Origin of the sequence: Mucilaginibacter kameinonensis (assembly GCF_003675385.1) — a bacterium.
GTDB lineage: Bacteria > Bacteroidota > Bacteroidia > Sphingobacteriales > Sphingobacteriaceae > Mucilaginibacter > Mucilaginibacter kameinonensis.
The window spans coordinates 1,196,206-1,214,437 of sequence record NZ_RCWZ01000003.1; the positions used below are offsets into that span (position 1 = coordinate 1,196,206).

Genomic DNA, 18,232 nt, shown 5'->3' on the forward strand with positions numbered 1-18,232 from the left:
ATGTTAAAACTTATAGTTAATGAACTCAGTGTTGGCAACTGGGTACAAAACTTTGCATTTTATACCCTGCTCCTGCTATTATTCTGTACAGTTATCCGACAAATACAATCTCCTTCAAAAATTACACTTAGAAAGCGCCGCGCTTTGAAGTAGCAGATAAAATTTATTGCAAAATGCAAATCTTCCGGCCTTAAACTTCCATATTTTAGCGGCGTCTTTTTCGACAGATAGAATGATAATCAGACTGGCCACCCTCAACGATATACCACAGATCTTAACACTTATTTCGGACGTAGTACCAGCTATGAAAGCAGCGGGTAACTTTCAATGGGATGATGACTATCCCAATAAAGAGGTATTTACTAAAGATATTGACCTTAATCAGCTTTGGGTAGCCGAAATTGATAGCGCTATTGCGGGTTTAGCTGCCATCACTACCGATCAGGATACCGAATATGCCCAGGCCGGGCTTGACATCACCGAAGCCGCCATCGTTACACATCGCCTTGCTGTAAACATCAATTACCAGGGTCGCGGTGTTGCGGCAGCGCTTTTAATACAAGCCGAACAAGAAGCCATCAGGCGTGGAATTAATACATTACGAATTGACACCAATATCGCCAATCAGGCAACTCAAAAACTATTCCCCAAATTAGGCTACGTTTTGGCGGGAGAAATCAACTTAGATTTAAGACCCGGGCTAAGATTTTTGTGTTATGAAAAACGGATAAACCACAATTAACGATAAAGAAAGTATTTGCACGAAATTTCCCATTTTATTTCTTTTGAAATTTCACACTTTTACACAAAACATACAGTCATTTCTCAATAGTTATTCACAAATGAGCAATTTTTCAACAATTGCCTTTTAGTTTATTTTTTATTCAGGTATATTTAGTTCAATTATAAGCCGCCGGCCCTGAGTCCGGAATCATAAACCTGTAACAATAAAGAGAGAAGAAGATGGATCCTATAATGATGCTGGTAATTGCTGCTATTATTGCTGCTATAATTTTAGTAGAATTTAATAAACAACAAAAAGCAAAAGTGACAGATAACAGTCATATTACTTTTGATGTTCAACAAGCATACCTGCTTAAAGCTGCCGAATATAAAATAGAAGTTATTGAAGACCATCAAAAGCATAGTACCACCACCAATAACACCGATGTTCAGCACCTTGAAGAAGAACTAACACAATTAACTAAAGCTTTTGAGAAAGGCGATATCCAATTAAAGGAATTTAACCTTAAGCTGGATAATTTGCTTAACAATCTCGATCCGGACAAAGTGTCGCTGGCGCAGGCCTCTTAATTCCTTCACGATTATTTCAAGAGTACAACGTATCCTGATAATGGCTTGCTGCCATTCTTAAGGTCAACTACGTAATAATAGGTACCTGAAGGCAACACGTATCCATTAAAAGATCCATTCCAATCTTTGCTGTAGCCTACCGAACGGAATATCCCGGCACCGTACCTGTTAAACACGTTCACGGTGCAGTTTGGGTAGGCGGCAAGTCCGGTTATGCGCCAGGTATCATTAACCCCATCGCCGTTTGGCGTAAAAGCATTCGGAATAATCATAGGAGACACCACATTAACCCTGATGCTCGCAAATGCAGGATACCCTCCTGCCGTATTTGTAACTTTTAAAGTGTAGCTGGTGTCTGTGTTGGCGAGGCGACTGGATTCGATACAGCGCCGTCATTTAAACTTGAAGACGGAGACCAGTTATAGACAAACACCCCTGCAGGCAACACCGGATTCAGCGTAATACTTTCTCCCTTTTTTATGGTAACGTCGTCACTGCTAAACGAAACAACAGGTGCTACGTTTGTTTGAATTACAAAATCGCTACTTTTTCCCGGAACACAACATGGAGAAGAAATACTTATTATACAGGTTAACACATCGCCTGCTGATAGCGAGCTGCTGGTGAAAGTACTATTACTTTCGCTTGTATTTACATGATTTATCTGCCATTGATAAATTGAACCCGGCACAGCATCTGTTGAAGTTGCCGTAAATGACATTTCATCACCAGGACAACCTACATTCTGTTGAGCAATAGTCACTGCTGGTGTAACTATCGGTTTTACCTCGCCGCTCACAGTTACCGTGGCATCAATAGCACCATCGGATTTTAAAACAACTTTATCTGTATGCTCTCCAACTGCAGCAGTAGCCGCTACGCGTACGTAGATCTCGGTCCCATCCGGATCTAAAGTTGCTAACTGAAGTGGTAATGCGCTGACATAACCTACATCTGGAAATAATGAAACCTAAAAACCAATCGGGGCATTAATCATAATATCATTTATAAGATTGGTACCCCCTACTGTAAATTGCTGATGACTTGTCGATTCCGAGCCCAAACAAGAGGTTATACTACCCTCAGCACCGCTTACAACAATAGTAGGATCCATAGCCTGGGCAAAAGTTGAAAAAGCAACTAACCAAAGCACGAGTGCTGTTATTACGGATTTCAAAAAAGCGCCCAACACTATTATTTTAAATGTTAAACAAGTTCAGGCATCCGGAAACATTAAGGCAATAAGGATAATAACGGAGCATTTAATTGCGGGTAAGGCTTTTATAATCTGTTTTAATTCGAAAATTCATCAACAACTGGTAAGTATACTAAAATAAGTTTTTTCAGGTAAAGCGTAATCAATCAGCAATTTTATATGAAATATACGGGCCTAATACTTCAAAAAAAAAGCCGGCGATGCCGGCTAATATTTTGAAAAAGAAGAATAATGTTTTATTTGGTATTAATTACGCCTGAAGCCACCTTTTTGGCCGCCACCGTTAAAGCCAGGACCTTTATCTTCGGCTATGTTAACCGTGATCCTGCGGCCATAATAACTTGCTCCATTCATGCAACGTATTGCCTCTTTCGCTTCATCCTCGTTAACCATCTCCACAAAACCAAAACCCTTACTCTCTTTTGTTTCACGATCTTTAATGATCCTGAGCGATTTAACAGGCCCAAAATCACCAAAAACAGCTGTTAATTCGGCCTCATCTACTTCTAAAGGAAGACCTGCAATAAATACTTTCATCAATGTTTTTAAAATTTGCGTAAAGGTACAAAAAAAGAGCCGTATTACCGCCCTTTAAAGCACTAATGACAATTTGGTAATGGCTTTTTTACCTTAATATTACTGAAGAAAAGCTTTTCAAATCAGCCCAAAACCAGAAGGGTATTTTATTTAAGCTGCAACTCAAAGCTGCCCTCCACACGGTAAAACGGAGAGTCTGATTTATCATCTTTAGCTAAAAAGGTAAAGAAGGTGCCTTTAGCGATGATGTTGTCATGATTATATTGATCCATATCTATCTTACCAAAATCCTGCTGACCTGCATACCTGGTAAGTGTGTATTGCAATAAAGGTTTTTTGTCATCAACTTTAAACAGGAACTGGCTTCCGGCTACATCGCTGCTGTTTTTTACCGAAGCTAACCCTAACGAGCTGATACCAAAACTCATGTTGTGTGCCTTGTTTATTGCTGTAATGCCAAAATATTTATCATCACCGTTATGCACGTTTATGAAAGCTATTGAATCCTGGCTGGCATCAAAGGTGTAAGTTGAATCTTCGATAGTAACTTTTAAAGTACCTTTTCCTGCAAGGAAGTTACCCGGGGTATTGATAATGTTTACTGATGATACGCTGTCTTTACTTGTAGCTGTTTTAACCGCGTTAATATCCTTTACCTCCTCATCTTTCTGGCAGGAAGTTAAGGCCACCGAAATGGACAAACTTAGTAAAACAAACCATTTAGTAAAACTGGTACGGATCATAGGCTTATTGGCGAATAAACATAGCAATAAATAATTACAAATTTCATTAATTGTAGTTAAACAAATTAATTTTTTAACTTTTTTTAACCTTTGTATGATATACGTCAATATTCATGCAAAAGTTGCTATTTTATTGTGCCACAACGCACTTTTAATAAAAATGCAAAAAACAAATAAACAACAAGCCGTTTTCAGGGACTTTTAATTGTAATAAATACAAAAATTAAAATCCGACGTGTATACAATACACTGTCAGTCAAATTAATATACAGCAATTAAAACACCTCGCCCACATTAATAAACAGGCCTTTTGATCCTTCACGCCCGAAACCGTAGTCGATGGCAATATTGGTTTTAGACACTTTGTTTAGCTTTACTCTTAAACCCGCGCCAAAACCGGGCTGCATAGTTTGCAAGACCGTACCTGGCGCTGCCGAAAACGATTCGCCGTTTACAAAGGCCACGCCGCCCAATAATCCATTGCGCATTATTTTAAACCGGTACTCACTTTCCAGGTAAACCATTTGCGCACCTCTGAACCTGCCCTGTATATACCCACGGCCCGTAGTAAAACTTGGATCATGCCCGGTGGCTGGCAAATCAAGGTAGGCCGGGCGGCCGTGTAGTACCAACCAATCGTATGACCAAAATGCCAGCACGTTATCTGAACTTTCAGGAAACCTGAAATACTTACGCACGTCAACAATTAATGAACGCCAGGCGGTTGTACTTCCTAAAAAAGTATAATTGTCCCGGTACTGCAATGAGCTGTAAAACCCACGCGATGCATTGATCGGGTTATCGCGGCTGTCATACAATCCGCTAAATGTTATCCCTGTCGATATGGCATGACTAACGGGGCCGTATCGTTCATAATCCGATACCTTTCCATTGAGCTGCCCTTTCTCGTACATATTCCACCTATCATCAAAAATATAGCCCAAACCGGCATAAAAATTTCCGGTTACATTGCGCAATACAGTCTCATGAAAACGGAAAAAGCTATAAACTAAAGGATTCTCATTATCCCTGTCAGAATTACTGCCCAAACCAAAACTGCTTTGCGGATATTTGTAAAACCTGAAATCGCCGATAAAATCATACTTATTGTTTTTTGACCAGATGTTTGATTGTATGGGGATAATTACCTGTTTATTTTGAGTGTACGCAGGATTTACTGTGATTGTGGAGATACGCGTATCTGGCGCTAACCTGAAAATTACATTGCCGGATATGGTACCGGCCAGGCCGGTTTGCAAAGTATATCCTATGGCAGGGATAATTGATATTACAGGTTTTGAAGTTACAGAGTCAACCTTACCTGGCTTCTTGCTTTCGCCAAAAATGGATCCTATAACATCAAAAATATCTTTATCAAAGGTGGTATCGGGATGGGTGACAAGTATTGTATCCTTATATTTAGTATGCCCTATGGGGATGTATTTTTGATCTTGGGCATGCACCCGTATGCCTATGAGCAAGCCTGCAAATATTAAAATGCCTGTTTTGTTAATACCCATTATAATTATTCGATGCAGGATGTGTAAAGGTTATATCCGTGCAATTATAAAATAATTATTTAAGTTATTTGTTTGTGCAAAGTCTTATTGCGCCTTGAGCCGGGGATCGAAAGTGAACTTATTTACGGCGCTGATGGTTATCTTGTCGTAATCGGGATGGGCCGGGTTGAACAGGTAATTATACTCCAGATCGATAATTGCCGAGGGTACCTTCAAAACAGCTGTTTCCATTTTACGAAGCCAGGTATCACCAAGCATTTGGGTAGCCGGGTAATTGATTACCTTATACCAATTGGCATTAAGCTTTTGAAGCTGGTTTAAAGTGATCTCAAATATGGGCAGAGTATCGGGTATTTGAAATATAATTACGGAAAAGTCGCCGGCGTACAAAGCTGTACCAGGGGAATGAGCCAGTTTTTCGAGACATGAAAGAGCCAGGGAACCTCCTGTATAGATCATGTATTGCCCCAATGAATTCCAGCGACCGTCAATACCTGAACCTTTGCGGTCATGCGCATACTTAGTTTGACTTATCCGGTAAACGTTCAAAAGATAGAAGGATAGATTAATAAACTATTTAGTGATCAAAAATACAGTTCGGTTGATAGTAATCAACAATTCACTAAATCATTAATTCAATATTTAATATTAAGCAAGCACGCCATAATCAATGCGGATCAGCTGACTTATCACAATACTAATACCTGTTATGGTATCAAGCAGGTCATAAGGAACAGCATCGATACCCGGATTGTATTGTTTTAACCAGCCTTTAAACTGATCAAGGGCACCAAATGTATCAAGGCCTTTATCAAAAAGTTCAAAAAGCTGGATAATATGCTCGCTAAGCCCCTGGTTTAATTCATGGGCGCTTTGCAGATGCTTACGTAAGGTAGGCTCAGTAATATGCAGCCATTTGGCAATATCACTTTGAGTTGCGCCGGTTACTTTTAGTAAATCGGTGATGGAATTGGAATGCAACCCTTGTTTTATAGCCCCAAGTTTAGCTAAAGGCGATTTAAAATAGGTTTCATAAGGCACCAGCAGATCATTAAAAACCTGCATAGGCGCATCGGTAAATACATAAGGACGGGATGCCGCCTGCCCTTGCCTGGCTTCGATAGCCGTACTACGGTGTTTGATTGCTTTGCTCATATACAAATGTAAATATTTTCTATTAAAAAAGAAAATATTTACATTTATTCATAATCACCACTTACCATTTGGGCTTTTATCAGCACAAAAATTATTACCAATAAAATTAGTAATTGTAAAATATATTTCCGACATTTGATTATTCTTTTATGCCATTCGGCATTGATAACATAATGAAATCCGATATATCTTCCTGCAATAGTGTCGCCCAGGTTAGGCGGCTTATTGATAATTATTTCGACACTATAAAAGGTGAATATCACCTCGAACAAAAACCTTTAAAAAGCAACAAAGACAATGCAGAAACAATTGAACACAAAGTTTGGGACCGTGAGCCTGAACCTGCCACCCTCTCTGGATTGGCCATCGCCCTTGGCTTTAACAGCCGCCAGGAATTTCAGGATTATGTGCAACATGGCCGTTTCTCCCAAGCTATTAAACAGGGAATTTTGCGTATAGAAGCAGGCTATGAAGCTCATTTACATCAAAATACAACGGGCGCAATGTTCGCGTTAAAAAGCATGGGATGGAGCGAGAAACATGACCCGGCATCAGCGAATACAGAAACTGAAAATACCCTCAAAGTAGAGATCGTTAACTCCGGTCCTCCCCCTGCCTGCAGCGAAAAAGATGTAAAGTTATAACACTTGTATACTAAGGACACCTCCGCCTGCAGATTAACAATTAACAATCATGACCAATGACGAAATAAGTACCGAAATTACACTTAAAGAACCAGAAGGTTTTCAGTGTTCAATCCTGTTTAAACAAAATTATCTTTCAACCGCGCACATAGTGATTAATCAGGGCGGTACCAGCAGCGGCAAAACATTTGCCATTGAACAGGCTCTATTTTGTATCGCCGGCGAAAGCCCCAAGCAGGTAATCACTATAGTAGGCCAGGATATCCCTAACCTTAAAGCAGGCGCTATGCGCGATGCGTTGAATATATACAACTCCTCGCCGGTTTTACAGGCAAAAATTAAAAACTATAATAAAAGTGATCGTATTTTTGAGTTCGCTAACGGTAGCATAATCGAGTTCAAAAGTTACGATAATAGCCAGGATGCTAAGTCTGGGAAGCGTGACTATTTATTTATAAATGAAGCTAATGGCCTTACATGGGATGTATATACCGAACTGGCCCTTCGTACTAAAAAGCGCATTTTTATCGACTATAACCCTAACTCAGGCTTTTGGGTACATGAACACCTGATCGGGAAACCGGGGGTACAACTTATTGTCTCCGATCACAGGCATAACCCGTTTTTAGCACAGGAAGTGCGTGACAAAATAGAAGCCTTAAAAACCGTTGATATTGAGCTGTGGAAGGTATACGCCCGCGGCCTAACCGGCAAAATAACCGGGCTGATATTTGACAACTGGCATATCTGCGAATCTATCCCGTCAGATGCACGTTTAATAGCCTTGGGCCTGGATTTCGGTTTTACCAATGATGAAACCGGCTGTATCGAGCTATACCAGCAAAATGGTGAGTTGTGGGCCAATGAATTGTTTTACGAAACAGGTTTAACCAATACCGATATATCTGCAAAATTAAAAGCAGCGGGGGTAAGCATCAACAACGAGATCATTGCCGATAGCGCCGAACCAAAATCAATTGAAGAACTAAAACGCCTGGGTTGGCGTACCACGGCCGCAAAAAAAGGCGCCGACAGCGTCAAGAACTCTATTGATATCCTGAGGCGTTACAAAATAAATGTAACACGTAACAGTGTAAACCTTCGTAATGAGCTTAACCGTTACAAATGGCGTGTAGATACAACAGGCAAAACCGTTAATGAACCGGTTGATTCATGGAACCACTTGATAGATCCCTTAAGGTATATCGCTCTTAATAAATTAAGAATAAGCAATACCGGAAAACTTCAATCGCGCCTGCCTCAACACCAAAGCAGCCAACAAACAAACGCGTTACACGGACTGATCTGAGCATTTTGATCTAAACCGATACAAATTTTAATTATGATAGAACGAATAGTAAAAACCACAGTGGGTAAGCTTTGCATTCAGATGCCAACGCAACTAAATGAAATAAGCCTTGGTCAAATGATGTACCTGCAGGCAAAGACTGATATAACAGACATTGAAGCGATCAGCATACTTTCCGGTATACCCGTTCCTGAGCTTCAGAATATCAAAAACTATGATGAGTTGCACCAGTTTGGCGACACAGTGTTTTCATTGTCGAACCAGATCAAATACCTATACAGTAGCAATGTGATCCCGAAAGAGGTAACTTTCACATTACCAGGCATCAACGGATCGTCGCCCAAAGAAACAATGGTAAAAGTAATGCAAAACCTTTCGGTTGAACCGGCTGGCGCTTTTATGGCGGCACGCGATATCATTACCGAAGAAATAAACACGCATATAAAAACCCATGGCGAAGATGATTGGCAGGAGCAATTTAACCCTTCACTAAATGCATGCTGCCAGGTTTTGGCGCAATATTTTTACTGCCGGGCAACAGGCAAACAATACAATGAATATGAGGTTGAAAGCTTTGTGGATGAAGTAAAAAAGTTGAGGGTAACGGAGGCACTGCCCATTTCCAAACATTTTTTTACATGTTATCCCAACTTATCGATACCGAAAACAAACTTCTGGCTTCGGCTCCTACCGCGCTTGAAAAACGGGCGGGGATCCAATCGTTCGAAAAATTCAAGTATATCAATACCGTAAACTCATTAGCCGGTGGCGATATTACCAAATGGCACCTGATCATGAGTATGCCGTATGAGCGGGTACTCACCAAACTCCTGTTAAACAAAACCGAGGCCGAGTATCAAAAACGGTACAGCGAACTATCTCAAACCTCAATTTAAGCGCCTTATCCCTGGCAAGGCTATTAACACATTTAACCCACCCAAACCGGGGATTTGGGCCTTATAATTATTATGCGTAACCAAATAGAAGCTGTTGTACAAACACTTAACAGCCATCCGTCATTTGCCTACGGTACCCAGGCCGAATTAAATACCCTTGCAGATGACATTACCTTTCCATGCGTATTTCTTTATCCACCACAGCCCATTGAGGTTAGTCCGCAGGTTAATGGTTCTGTCGATAATACATTTACCGTTTATATGGAGTTCCTGTTTAAAACGGATTTTGGACAGTATACCGCCGACAATGAAACCTACATAGCGCAGGCGCAGCAAATGGCCAATCAGTTTGTAGTAAAGGCCTCCAAATACCGCGAAGGTGAGGGCAGATATTTTAGGATCAAGGCAGGGCAAAAAGCCAAATGTGTACCGGTTTATAACAAGTTTGATGTTAATACCACAGGAGTTGGTTTAACTATAACACTATCAACCATGTACTTCGACATTTTTTAATTAATTCCCTCCTTAAAACAAACTCGTAAATAAATGAATATTACAGCTACAATAAATGAAATCATCAGCTCAACAACCTACCCCGATCAAAACGGCGGACAAATAGACCAAGGCGATGTATTCATAAGTATTATTGACGCAGACACCCGGCAACCTACTAATGGCAACAATTGCGAAGTAACTTATCAGCGTAACCAAAACGGGGTAACAAGTAATTACACGGTTATAGTGGCCGGGCAATCGTTCCCACTTTATTCGGGAGTGATTAGGGATTTTGAATACAGTCCCCAGGGCGATATGATCCGAAGTGATTACGTATCGTTCACTTTAATTTCTGTAAAGGCAGGCAGCACCCCGCCTGTTAACCCTTCTGTTTGCGATCTGAAGATAAACTATCTCGATATTAATAAGATCGAATCTGCTCCCGGAGCTGCAGACGCCCAGATCACAGTTAATGCAAGCTCAAGTTTTGCATCGATATTGTATAGTATTGACATGGGTGTAAGCTGGCAAAGTTCAGCCATTTTTACAGGGTTAAGCGGTGGATTAAAACATGTAATGGTTAAAGACAGTAATCCACTGGGCTGCACCGATACTGCTGATGTAAGTATTTCAACAGCTACCAACCTATTAACCGGTGATCCTTCAGTAACACTACCAGATAGATCTATTTCCCGCTGGAACGCCGCATTTAATCCCATAGTGTTTACCTATCAACGGAAAGATCTTACCATAAAAAGTATAACGGCCGATAGTGAAAAAGGCTACGCGAGTATCAGCGTTAACGCAAATTTTGACGACCCTAATACCAGATTGATAAAAGTAAAGGCAGGCGATAAAGTTTACCTGAATACGCCGACATATAAAGGCGTTTATGTTGTAGAGAAAATCATCGGTACAAGCACCATTGTGATTAACACACCATTTACAGGCAGCGATAATACCGGCTTTATCAATATAAATAGCATGTATCCATATTACGAACTGCATACCCGTATTATCTATACCGATCCGTTAACTAACGTGTCGGCTACAATAAAATCAGTAAACCGCCCGGATAATGCAGGACTGATTAAGGCAGACCTGTCAAACTTTTTACAAAGCCTATTACGCCCTTTTGACAGCAATAATTACAACCAGATTGATTACCGCGATACAAATCTCTGTGCCGATTTTATGGTTGAATATGCTCAACATTATGATGATGGCTCAGCCGAAGGTTTTACAAGCAGCTTCAACCAAATTCAGCATCCGTACTACGTAGTTTATGCCGCCAAACAGCTCGGAGATAAATACGGGGGGAACCTTGCCGCCTATGTACCCAATATCAATTCGCCCGCACAGTGGATAACAGATTTTAAAGAACCTGCTTACTCCACCGGATATCCATTTGATATCGGATTTCTTTATACCGATGAGATGTCAACGCTTCAACCCTATTGCCAACTTACTTTGCTTGATATCAACCGGAACCAACTCCCCGGCGGTTCAGAACCGGATTATCTGCAAAATGAAGATAATTCATGGATCCTGAATGAAGATGGCAGCAGGTTTAGCATCGGCAATCAAACCTCTTTCACAATGCCATTAACAGGTCTTGCGGGCTTGCACCGGTTAGTCATCAATGCAAATTTTCCAACTGAGGCATATTATTTCAACCTCCAGATCAGGTATGACGATGAAAAGGGCACACATTCCTTAACGCAGGTACAAACCGTTAGGATTGATGACGCGGTTGATGATAACTCAGTATATCTGAGATGGATCGGGCTGAGCGGCGCCTGGAACTACTATCGTTTTGTATTTAATCAGGAAGTAAGCCTGGATGTTCAGAACGCGGTCATCATCAAAAACTTTGTGCAAAACTGGCAAACCCAACAAGGGATTGAAGAAGTGATTAGCAAAAGCGCAGGGCAAAAAATGAAAGTTATGGCCGAAGACCTGTCGGTAAATGATATCCGTGGGCTGCAATCCATAAAATATTCTCCAAAAGTTCAAATGTTGATGAATAAAAACCCTGTTAAATGGCAAACCATAGTAATCAATACGGCAACCTACAGTGAGTATGAAACACGCAACGGACAGGCTCCTTTTAGTGTTACGTTCAATATGCCATCAATAAATATTCAAACCCAGTAAATAATGGCTACCTTTTAAAAAGTATGTTATCAATTCCGTGGTAATGATCACCATTAAAAACGGTTGAGCTTTCATAGGTAACCTCAAGTGTATTTTCTGTAAGCTGAATAACCGTATAGGTACCGGCATAAAAAGCAGGCGTATCACGGCTTATTATTAACACTTTCCCATTTAAGGTGTAATTGTATTTTATCAGGGCTGTTTCGCCCGCTGGGGTAAGATTTGACGTGTATCCAGAGCCGTCAGCATCAAAAACTTCAAAATCAGTAGTGCTATAATTGGACCGACTTGTATCCCTCAGCAGCTCGTTGTTCTTGTAGCTGCGGGTATGGTATTTTTTCAGATACCATTTGCCCACAATAGTAACCTCAGGATTGGCGGCACCATTGTCCTTTTTACATGATAACAGGCAGCACGCCAATGCAACAACCACAAAGAAAAATTTCATATGCATTGAAATGCAATTTTAGGGTTGCTCCCTGAGCCGGAAGCAACAAATAAACTTAATAAATTATTGATAACAAACCAATTGTTTTTAAACAGCCTCTACTAACAGTCCTATGAACCAGATTCAACTTTATATTAATGATCAATTGGTCGACTTGAGCGATGATAGCCCTATAGCGCTTACCTTCCAGATCAATAACCTGGCCGAGGTTAAAAACCAGCAGGGCAATACCAGCAATCAATTTCAACTCCCTTTAACGCAACGTAACCGGCAAATCCTTGGCTTTCCGGATGATATAGCTTTTACCTCTGCCCTGCCCTATGATAATTACCAGGCAAAAGTTATACAAGATGGGCTCGAAATTATCCCCTACGGACTGGCTGTGCTCAACGGTATTGAGCAAGATATGGCTAACGTAACCATCTTAAGCGGTAATGTTGATTTTTTTGACGCGCTGGAAGGTAAAATTTACGATATGGGCGACAGCACCAGCTCGGTTACTAATTTAGGAAAAAACCTGCCATGGCAGGTTTATGACCATCCCTGGAACCTGGAAACCATTGTTGCATCGCAAAAAAAAGAAGAAGGCTGGATCTGGCCTGTTGTTGACTATGGGTCGATCAATGAGATTGACTTTGATAAACCTTTGGATGTTTATACTATGCGCCCCGGCTTTTTCATTAAAACAGCAATTGAACTCATGATCGGCAATACCGGTTATAAGGCAAGCGGCTCTTTGCTTAAAAACGAGTTATATCCTAAACTCATATGCCAGTTTGCCAATGACGAGTTTGAACATGGTACGGATTTTCAGAATTCTGTTGATGGTTTAAGTAAATCAGCTTCGTTATTGTATGTAACCAACAAGGAGCTTGTAATTGACGGCGGACAGTTAGGTATGCACGCCAATGATAATACAGACAGAACATTGCCAATAGGATTTCAGGAATACCATGCAACCGACCGGGTTAATGGTACTGCGAGCCTTATTCTTGACCTGGACATGCATGGTGTGGCCAATACGGGCGACAACGGCTACTTTGAACTCATTATCAATTATCGCGATGCCAGCGGGCACGAAAGCGAGGCAACCAGGCAAACCATAAACTTTACCGATAAGGCATATCCGCCAAATACCCGCGAACGTACGGAAACCGTCAAAAACTTAAAATTGACGTACGATTTCGAACTCAACAAAGGCGATTCTGTATTTATCACTTACCACCTGCATCGTTATAACACTACGGTATTTATTCACAAGGGCGCGGCATTTAGGTTTGATGTTGATCAAAAACCGGTTTTGTATGGCCAACAGGTTCAATGCGAACGTATTTTTCCGGACATAAGTCAGAAAGATTTATTGAAGGATACGCTGCAACGATTTGGGATAGTTTGCCAAACAGACAACAGCAGCCGAACCGTTTCTTTTAACTCATTTGCAGATATTGTTGACAATATTCCTATCGCAAAAAACTGGACAACTAAATGTATTGATCAGGGTAAAACCATAAGTTTTCAACTCGGCGGTTATGCGCAGGTTAATTATATGAAATACAGGGATGATGATAACGTACTGCCTAAAAAATTAGCTGATTCTGAAATCATAGTAAAAGATAAAACCTTGCCCGCCAGTGCAGATTTGTTTGAAAGCCAGTTTGCCCCTACCCTTAACCGGGCTTTTACCGGTGGAACCATAGCCCAGATTAAAAAGCTTGATCCGGACAGTGATAGCAATGATTTTAGTATCAATACATCGCCAAGGATATTGATTGATCAGAAATTAAACCTACTCAATCTCAAAGACTCGCCCACTGTAAAATTTACCGACGGAGAAAAGACCGTAGAGGTAAATTATATTATATCCGTGCCCTATTTTTACAAACCCGATGGAGAGTTCAATCTCTGCTTTTGCGATAAGCCAGGGATCAATGGCAATGTATTACCAGGTTTGAAAACACAATATTATCCTCAGCTCGAAAAAATACTTACACAAACAAAAAAGGTGGTCAGATATTTTTTGCTCACGTCACGCGATATATTGGAACTTGATCTGCTTATTCCGGTATACCTTGAACAAGACAGTTCTTACTACTACATTAATAAAATTGACAGTTGGCGTAAGGGACAACCAACAAAAGTTGAATTGGTAAAACTGGGATGATAACTATTAATTGTTAAATATAGCTTGTACCATATTATATAAATAGTATATTTACCAAAAAAATTAGCATTTTATTTTACCGTAAATCAATAAACCTACAACATGAAATTATCACGACTGATTCCTGCGTTACTTTTGTTTTCGGCCTGCAATAATACACAACATGGAGGCCAATTGGATAACATGCCGGCTTCAGAACTTGCTCTGATCAAAAGAGTTGAAATTGCTGACTCTGCCTTTTTAGTAAACGACAGCCCAATAAAAAAAGGTGAAGCTCTCAAATATCATAAAGCAGCAATTTTAAAATTTGTACAGGACACCCTGCAAGGAAATGTAAAACAATGGCTAGCGATTGTGGAGACAATAAAAACGACGCCGCTTTTAAATGATGATTATGATATAAATGTTAGACTATTGATTCCAAGGAATGCCTATTTAAACGAAGAAGTCCCGGAATCTGGTACAATAATATTTAATGCTCAAATCGATAGCGAAGATTCAGTAAAAAATGCCCTGAAAGAAATGAAGGATGGAGATAGAGTAAAGGTTTCGGGAACATTTGTAAGGGATATCGTAAAAACTATTGATTTTGACAATTTTATGGATCCACAAGAAGGCTTTAGCAGCCCTGCGTTTAAATTTAATATTCAAAGCATAACCAAACGGCCATAATTTAAGCAGTTGAGAAAAAATACTGGTTTTTGTGTACGTAATTATAGGATAATTGACCTCATAAATAGTAATGACTACGAGCACAGTTCAGGTTATTTCATGCTGTTTGTTGGCTTATTCCCGTTTACTTCGTCCGGCCATATATAAACATCCAATAAGTCTTAACTTAAGATAGCAAATTTTCTAAAAAACCAGCAAACCTGCTATCTTAATGGCGCAGCAAATATGCCATATGGAACTATATTCATAAAAAACAAAACCCACTTTCAGTCACAAACAAGTGGGTTACAGTCGAAAACAACATCGACATCTTTCAAACAGAAAACCTTCTTTCCATCCTACAAAACGCCTACCTACAGTAGCTCTTTCAAACATTTCCACCTCTCATACCTATTTCCAATAATGATCAACCAAATAACAACTTACATTATATGCCAGATGATAAAAAAATAACCGTCGATGTTAAGATTAACAGCGACGGACAGCGCCAACTCGATCAGTATACCAAAGCCTTTGTCAATTTGCGCAATGCGATTGCCGACATGTCAAAACCTTTGAATAGCTTAAGCTCCGATCTTCCGAAACTGACCGATGCTGTTGACAAATTAAATACGCAAAACCTCAACCTTACCGATTCGGGAGACAAGGTTGCTAATAAGATTTCTGATATTGTAAGTGCATTTCTAAACTGGAAAGACGTACTGGGGCTAATAAAGAAAGGATCGGAATTAGCCGAAGGGGCATTCACACTTTGGGAAGGCGCACTGTCCGGAGGTCTGGCTATCCTTGCCGTATATGGACCGGAAATAATTAACTGGGCAATGGCTCTTTTTAAAGGAAAAGAAGCTATTGATGCTGCTAAACTTAGTTTAGATAGTCTTAATAAGGGACTATCCTCAACCGATTATTCACATGCTATCGAAAATGTTGATATGCTTCGCATAAAAGTAGGTCTTGCGAGAAAAGGAATGATTGATAAATCGGAGGTTGTAAAAGAATATAATAACACTATAGGTCAAACCATTGGGCAGGTTAAGAGCCTTGATGAGGTCGAAACCATATTAAAAAACAATTCCGCAGATTACATTAAATCAGTGATGTACAAGGCGGCGGCAATGGCTGCTGTTAAAGAAGCCGCCGAAAACCAGGTTTTGGCGGCAAAAGAAATGGCAAAATCCGATGAAGACAGCATTAGTTATTGGGACAGTGGATTAGCCAACTCAAATGATCCTGAAATAAAAAAGATTTATAAGAAACTTGCCGAGGACAACCGCAAAAAAGCGGCAAAACCTTTTGAAGACAAAGCTAATGCCCTGTTAGCAAATGCCCTCAAATTTGAGACACAATGGGCAACATTTGATCAAAAAAGCCCCATTAATCGTGTGAAAAAACAAATTGAAGATTTAAAAAAACTGACTGATGCAGACGTCATAGGTTCAAAAACATTTGCAAGCATACAAAAATTACAAAAGCAGCTTGATCAATTAAACGGTGTTATCAACGAGCCGGATAGTAATAGAGGCTTGCCTACCGGCACTTCTGTTAAAATACATATAAGTGAAGAAGAACACTCCAAACAGAAAAAAAAGATAGCATCTTCAAGAAGCACCGCAATTCTTCAAGCCAAAGCAATTGATTTTGCTAAACAAATTGAGCTTGATAAGCAAAACTATGATACCGAGCTTGCCTTACTAAATGAACAGTTTAACAAAAAGCTAATCAGCCAGGAAGAATACAACAAAAAAAGTGAAGAGCTTCAGCAAAAATTTCACCTCGGAATTGGCGATAAGATCCAGTTTTTCAATAAAAATGACTTTGCTGAAGCGCAAAAGCAAATGCAAGCAATGATTGATGCACGGCAACACGAGGATACAATGGCAAGGGATCAAAAAAAAGTTGATAAAGCACTGTTACCTGGTCAGAAATTAGATGCAGAAAAAAAACTTATTGAGGATAAATACACTTATGAAATAAATCTTGCTGCCGGTAATGCCGAAAAAATCAAAGCACTGGAAGATCAAAAGCAAAAGGATATTACGACATTAACTCAGCAATACGAGCAACAACGCAAAGAATTTGCCTTGCAAAACGCACAACAAGTGGCCGATAAAGCTTTTTCTATCATTCAAAATAACATTAAAACTCAAAGCGATGCCAGGGTAAAAGGATTGGAAAAAGACAAAGCAGCTGAACTAAGCAATAAAAACCTGACAAATACCCAGAAAAAAGCGATTGAGGATAAATACCAAAAAAAGGAGGCTGCAGAAAAAGTCAAAGCTTTTAAGTCCGAACAAAAAGCATCCATACTTCAGGCTATTATTAACGGTGCGCTGGCTGTTACCAAAGCTACTTCGCAAACTGGTGTATTGGCTCCTTTTGTAATTCCCGGTATAATTGCGTCTACAGCTTTACAGGTTGCAACCATGGTAGCTCAAAAACCACCGCAATATGCAAAAGGCGGTTTACACTATCAGTCCGACGGTCGGGGAGCATTATTGCCTGGTTACAGCCGTACAGATAATACAAATGCGTACCTCCGCTCAGGGGAAGCCATTGTTGTGTCCGAAGCCATGCGTAACCCGTGGGCGCGTAACCTGGTAAGCGCTATAAACGTAGCACATGGCGGTCGCGACTTTTCGATACCTAACCTAGGGCGCGGCTATGCTGTAGGTGGTATATTTACCGATGGCGGTAATGCTAACCGCTATTATAATCAACCGGTTAATGATGTTAAAGATCTGGCCAACACCCTTGCCTATCAAATGATCAATAACTTCCCTCCTGTTTATGTTGATGTAAAGGACATTAACAACCAACAAAATATCCTTGCACAAACTATCAATCGCGTAAATCTGTAAATAAACTATGCCAATTATCACAGAAAACATACCTCTAACCTCTAACCTCTAACCTCTAACCTCTAACCTCTAACCTCTAACCTCTAACCTCTAACCTCTAACCTCTA

At 40.2% G+C, this 18,232-nt stretch carries 18 protein-coding genes; 10 read left to right on the forward strand and 8 right to left on the reverse strand.

Going from position 1 to position 18,232, the window contains the following annotated elements:
- The first annotated feature begins 232 nt into the window (after positions 1–232).
- On the forward strand, positions 233–742 hold the full coding sequence (locus EAH55_RS18270; protein ID WP_121810878.1) for a GNAT family N-acetyltransferase: 510 nt from the start codon (positions 233–235) through the stop codon (positions 740–742).
- A 221-nt stretch (positions 743–963) separates the two neighbouring features.
- Positions 964–1,314: a hypothetical protein gene (locus EAH55_RS18275; protein ID WP_121810879.1), complete on the forward strand. Its 351-nt coding sequence runs from the start codon at positions 964–966 to the stop codon at positions 1,312–1,314.
- An 11-nt stretch (positions 1,315–1,325) separates the two neighbouring features.
- On the opposite strand, the gene EAH55_RS18280 is transcribed toward EAH55_RS18275, so the two are convergent.
- The 7 genes from EAH55_RS18280 to EAH55_RS18315 form a co-directional block, all read right to left on the reverse strand.
- Entirely contained in the window at positions 1,326–1,586 is a 261-nt protein-coding gene (locus tag EAH55_RS18280; RefSeq protein ID WP_121810880.1) for a gliding motility-associated C-terminal domain-containing protein, read from the reverse strand.
- A 65-nt stretch (positions 1,587–1,651) separates the two neighbouring features.
- Positions 1,652–2,113 (reverse strand): hypothetical protein, encoded by a 462-nt coding sequence (locus EAH55_RS18285; RefSeq protein ID WP_121810881.1) that lies wholly within the window; start codon positions 2,111–2,113, stop codon positions 1,652–1,654.
- A gap of 663 nt (positions 2,114–2,776) precedes the next feature.
- Positions 2,777–3,067 (reverse strand): RNA recognition motif domain-containing protein, encoded by a 291-nt coding sequence (locus EAH55_RS18295; RefSeq protein WP_112575243.1) that lies wholly within the window; start codon positions 3,065–3,067, stop codon positions 2,777–2,779.
- A 146-nt stretch (positions 3,068–3,213) separates the two neighbouring features.
- A complete protein-coding gene (locus EAH55_RS18300; protein WP_121810883.1) occupies positions 3,214–3,810 on the reverse strand; it encodes a hypothetical protein in 597 nt (198 codons plus the stop codon).
- 275 nt (positions 3,811–4,085) lie between these two features.
- Positions 4,086–5,330 (reverse strand): BamA/TamA family outer membrane protein, encoded by a 1,245-nt coding sequence (locus tag EAH55_RS18305; RefSeq protein WP_121810884.1) that lies wholly within the window; start codon positions 5,328–5,330, stop codon positions 4,086–4,088.
- Positions 5,331–5,414: 84 nt separating this feature from the next.
- On the reverse strand, positions 5,415–5,879 hold the full coding sequence (locus tag EAH55_RS18310) for an RES family NAD+ phosphorylase (RefSeq protein ID WP_162996938.1): 465 nt from the start codon (positions 5,877–5,879) through the stop codon (positions 5,415–5,417).
- Positions 5,880–5,978: 99 nt separating this feature from the next.
- Complete coding sequence (locus tag EAH55_RS18315; protein WP_114940446.1) at positions 5,979–6,485, reverse strand: antitoxin Xre/MbcA/ParS toxin-binding domain-containing protein; 507 nt, start codon at positions 6,483–6,485, stop codon at positions 5,979–5,981.
- A gap of 149 nt (positions 6,486–6,634) precedes the next feature.
- Here EAH55_RS18315 and EAH55_RS18320 point away from each other — a divergent pair, with 149 nt between their 5' ends.
- From EAH55_RS18320 to EAH55_RS18340, 5 genes are all read left to right on the forward strand, one after another.
- The gene (locus EAH55_RS18320) at positions 6,635–7,129 is read left to right on the forward strand and encodes a terminase small subunit (protein WP_121810886.1); all 495 of its coding nucleotides are present in this window, start codon (positions 6,635–6,637) and stop codon (positions 7,127–7,129) included.
- A gap of 49 nt (positions 7,130–7,178) precedes the next feature.
- A complete protein-coding gene (locus EAH55_RS18325; RefSeq protein ID WP_121810887.1) occupies positions 7,179–8,438 on the forward strand; it encodes a PBSX family phage terminase large subunit in 1,260 nt (419 codons plus the stop codon).
- A gap of 33 nt (positions 8,439–8,471) precedes the next feature.
- Complete coding sequence (locus tag EAH55_RS18330; RefSeq protein WP_162996939.1) at positions 8,472–9,191, forward strand: hypothetical protein; 720 nt, start codon at positions 8,472–8,474, stop codon at positions 9,189–9,191.
- Positions 9,192–9,406: 215 nt separating this feature from the next.
- Positions 9,407–9,847, forward strand: coding sequence for a hypothetical protein (locus EAH55_RS18335; protein WP_121810889.1), 441 nt, complete (start codon positions 9,407–9,409; stop codon positions 9,845–9,847).
- A gap of 33 nt (positions 9,848–9,880) precedes the next feature.
- On the forward strand, positions 9,881–11,986 hold the full coding sequence (locus EAH55_RS18340) for a hypothetical protein (protein ID WP_121810890.1): 2,106 nt from the start codon (positions 9,881–9,883) through the stop codon (positions 11,984–11,986).
- A 7-nt stretch (positions 11,987–11,993) separates the two neighbouring features.
- On the opposite strand, the gene EAH55_RS18345 is transcribed toward EAH55_RS18340, so the two are convergent.
- Positions 11,994–12,440, reverse strand: a complete 447-nt coding sequence (locus EAH55_RS18345; protein WP_162996940.1) for a lipocalin family protein — start codon at positions 12,438–12,440, stop codon at positions 11,994–11,996.
- Positions 12,441–12,546: 106 nt separating this feature from the next.
- Between EAH55_RS18345 and EAH55_RS18350 the strand changes: the two genes are divergently transcribed.
- The 3 genes from EAH55_RS18350 (at position 12,547) to EAH55_RS18360 (ending at position 18,125) form a co-directional block, all read left to right on the forward strand.
- Positions 12,547–14,595 (forward strand): hypothetical protein, encoded by a 2,049-nt coding sequence (locus EAH55_RS18350; protein WP_121810892.1) that lies wholly within the window; start codon positions 12,547–12,549, stop codon positions 14,593–14,595.
- A gap of 102 nt (positions 14,596–14,697) precedes the next feature.
- Positions 14,698–15,267, forward strand: a complete 570-nt coding sequence (locus EAH55_RS18355; RefSeq protein ID WP_121810893.1) for a hypothetical protein — start codon at positions 14,698–14,700, stop codon at positions 15,265–15,267.
- Positions 15,268–15,698: 431 nt separating this feature from the next.
- Positions 15,699–18,125 carry a hypothetical protein gene (locus EAH55_RS18360; protein WP_121810894.1) on the forward strand — a complete coding sequence of 809 codons (2,427 nt, stop codon included), beginning with the start codon at positions 15,699–15,701 and terminating at the stop codon, positions 18,123–18,125.
- Positions 18,126–18,232 lie beyond the last annotated feature (107 nt).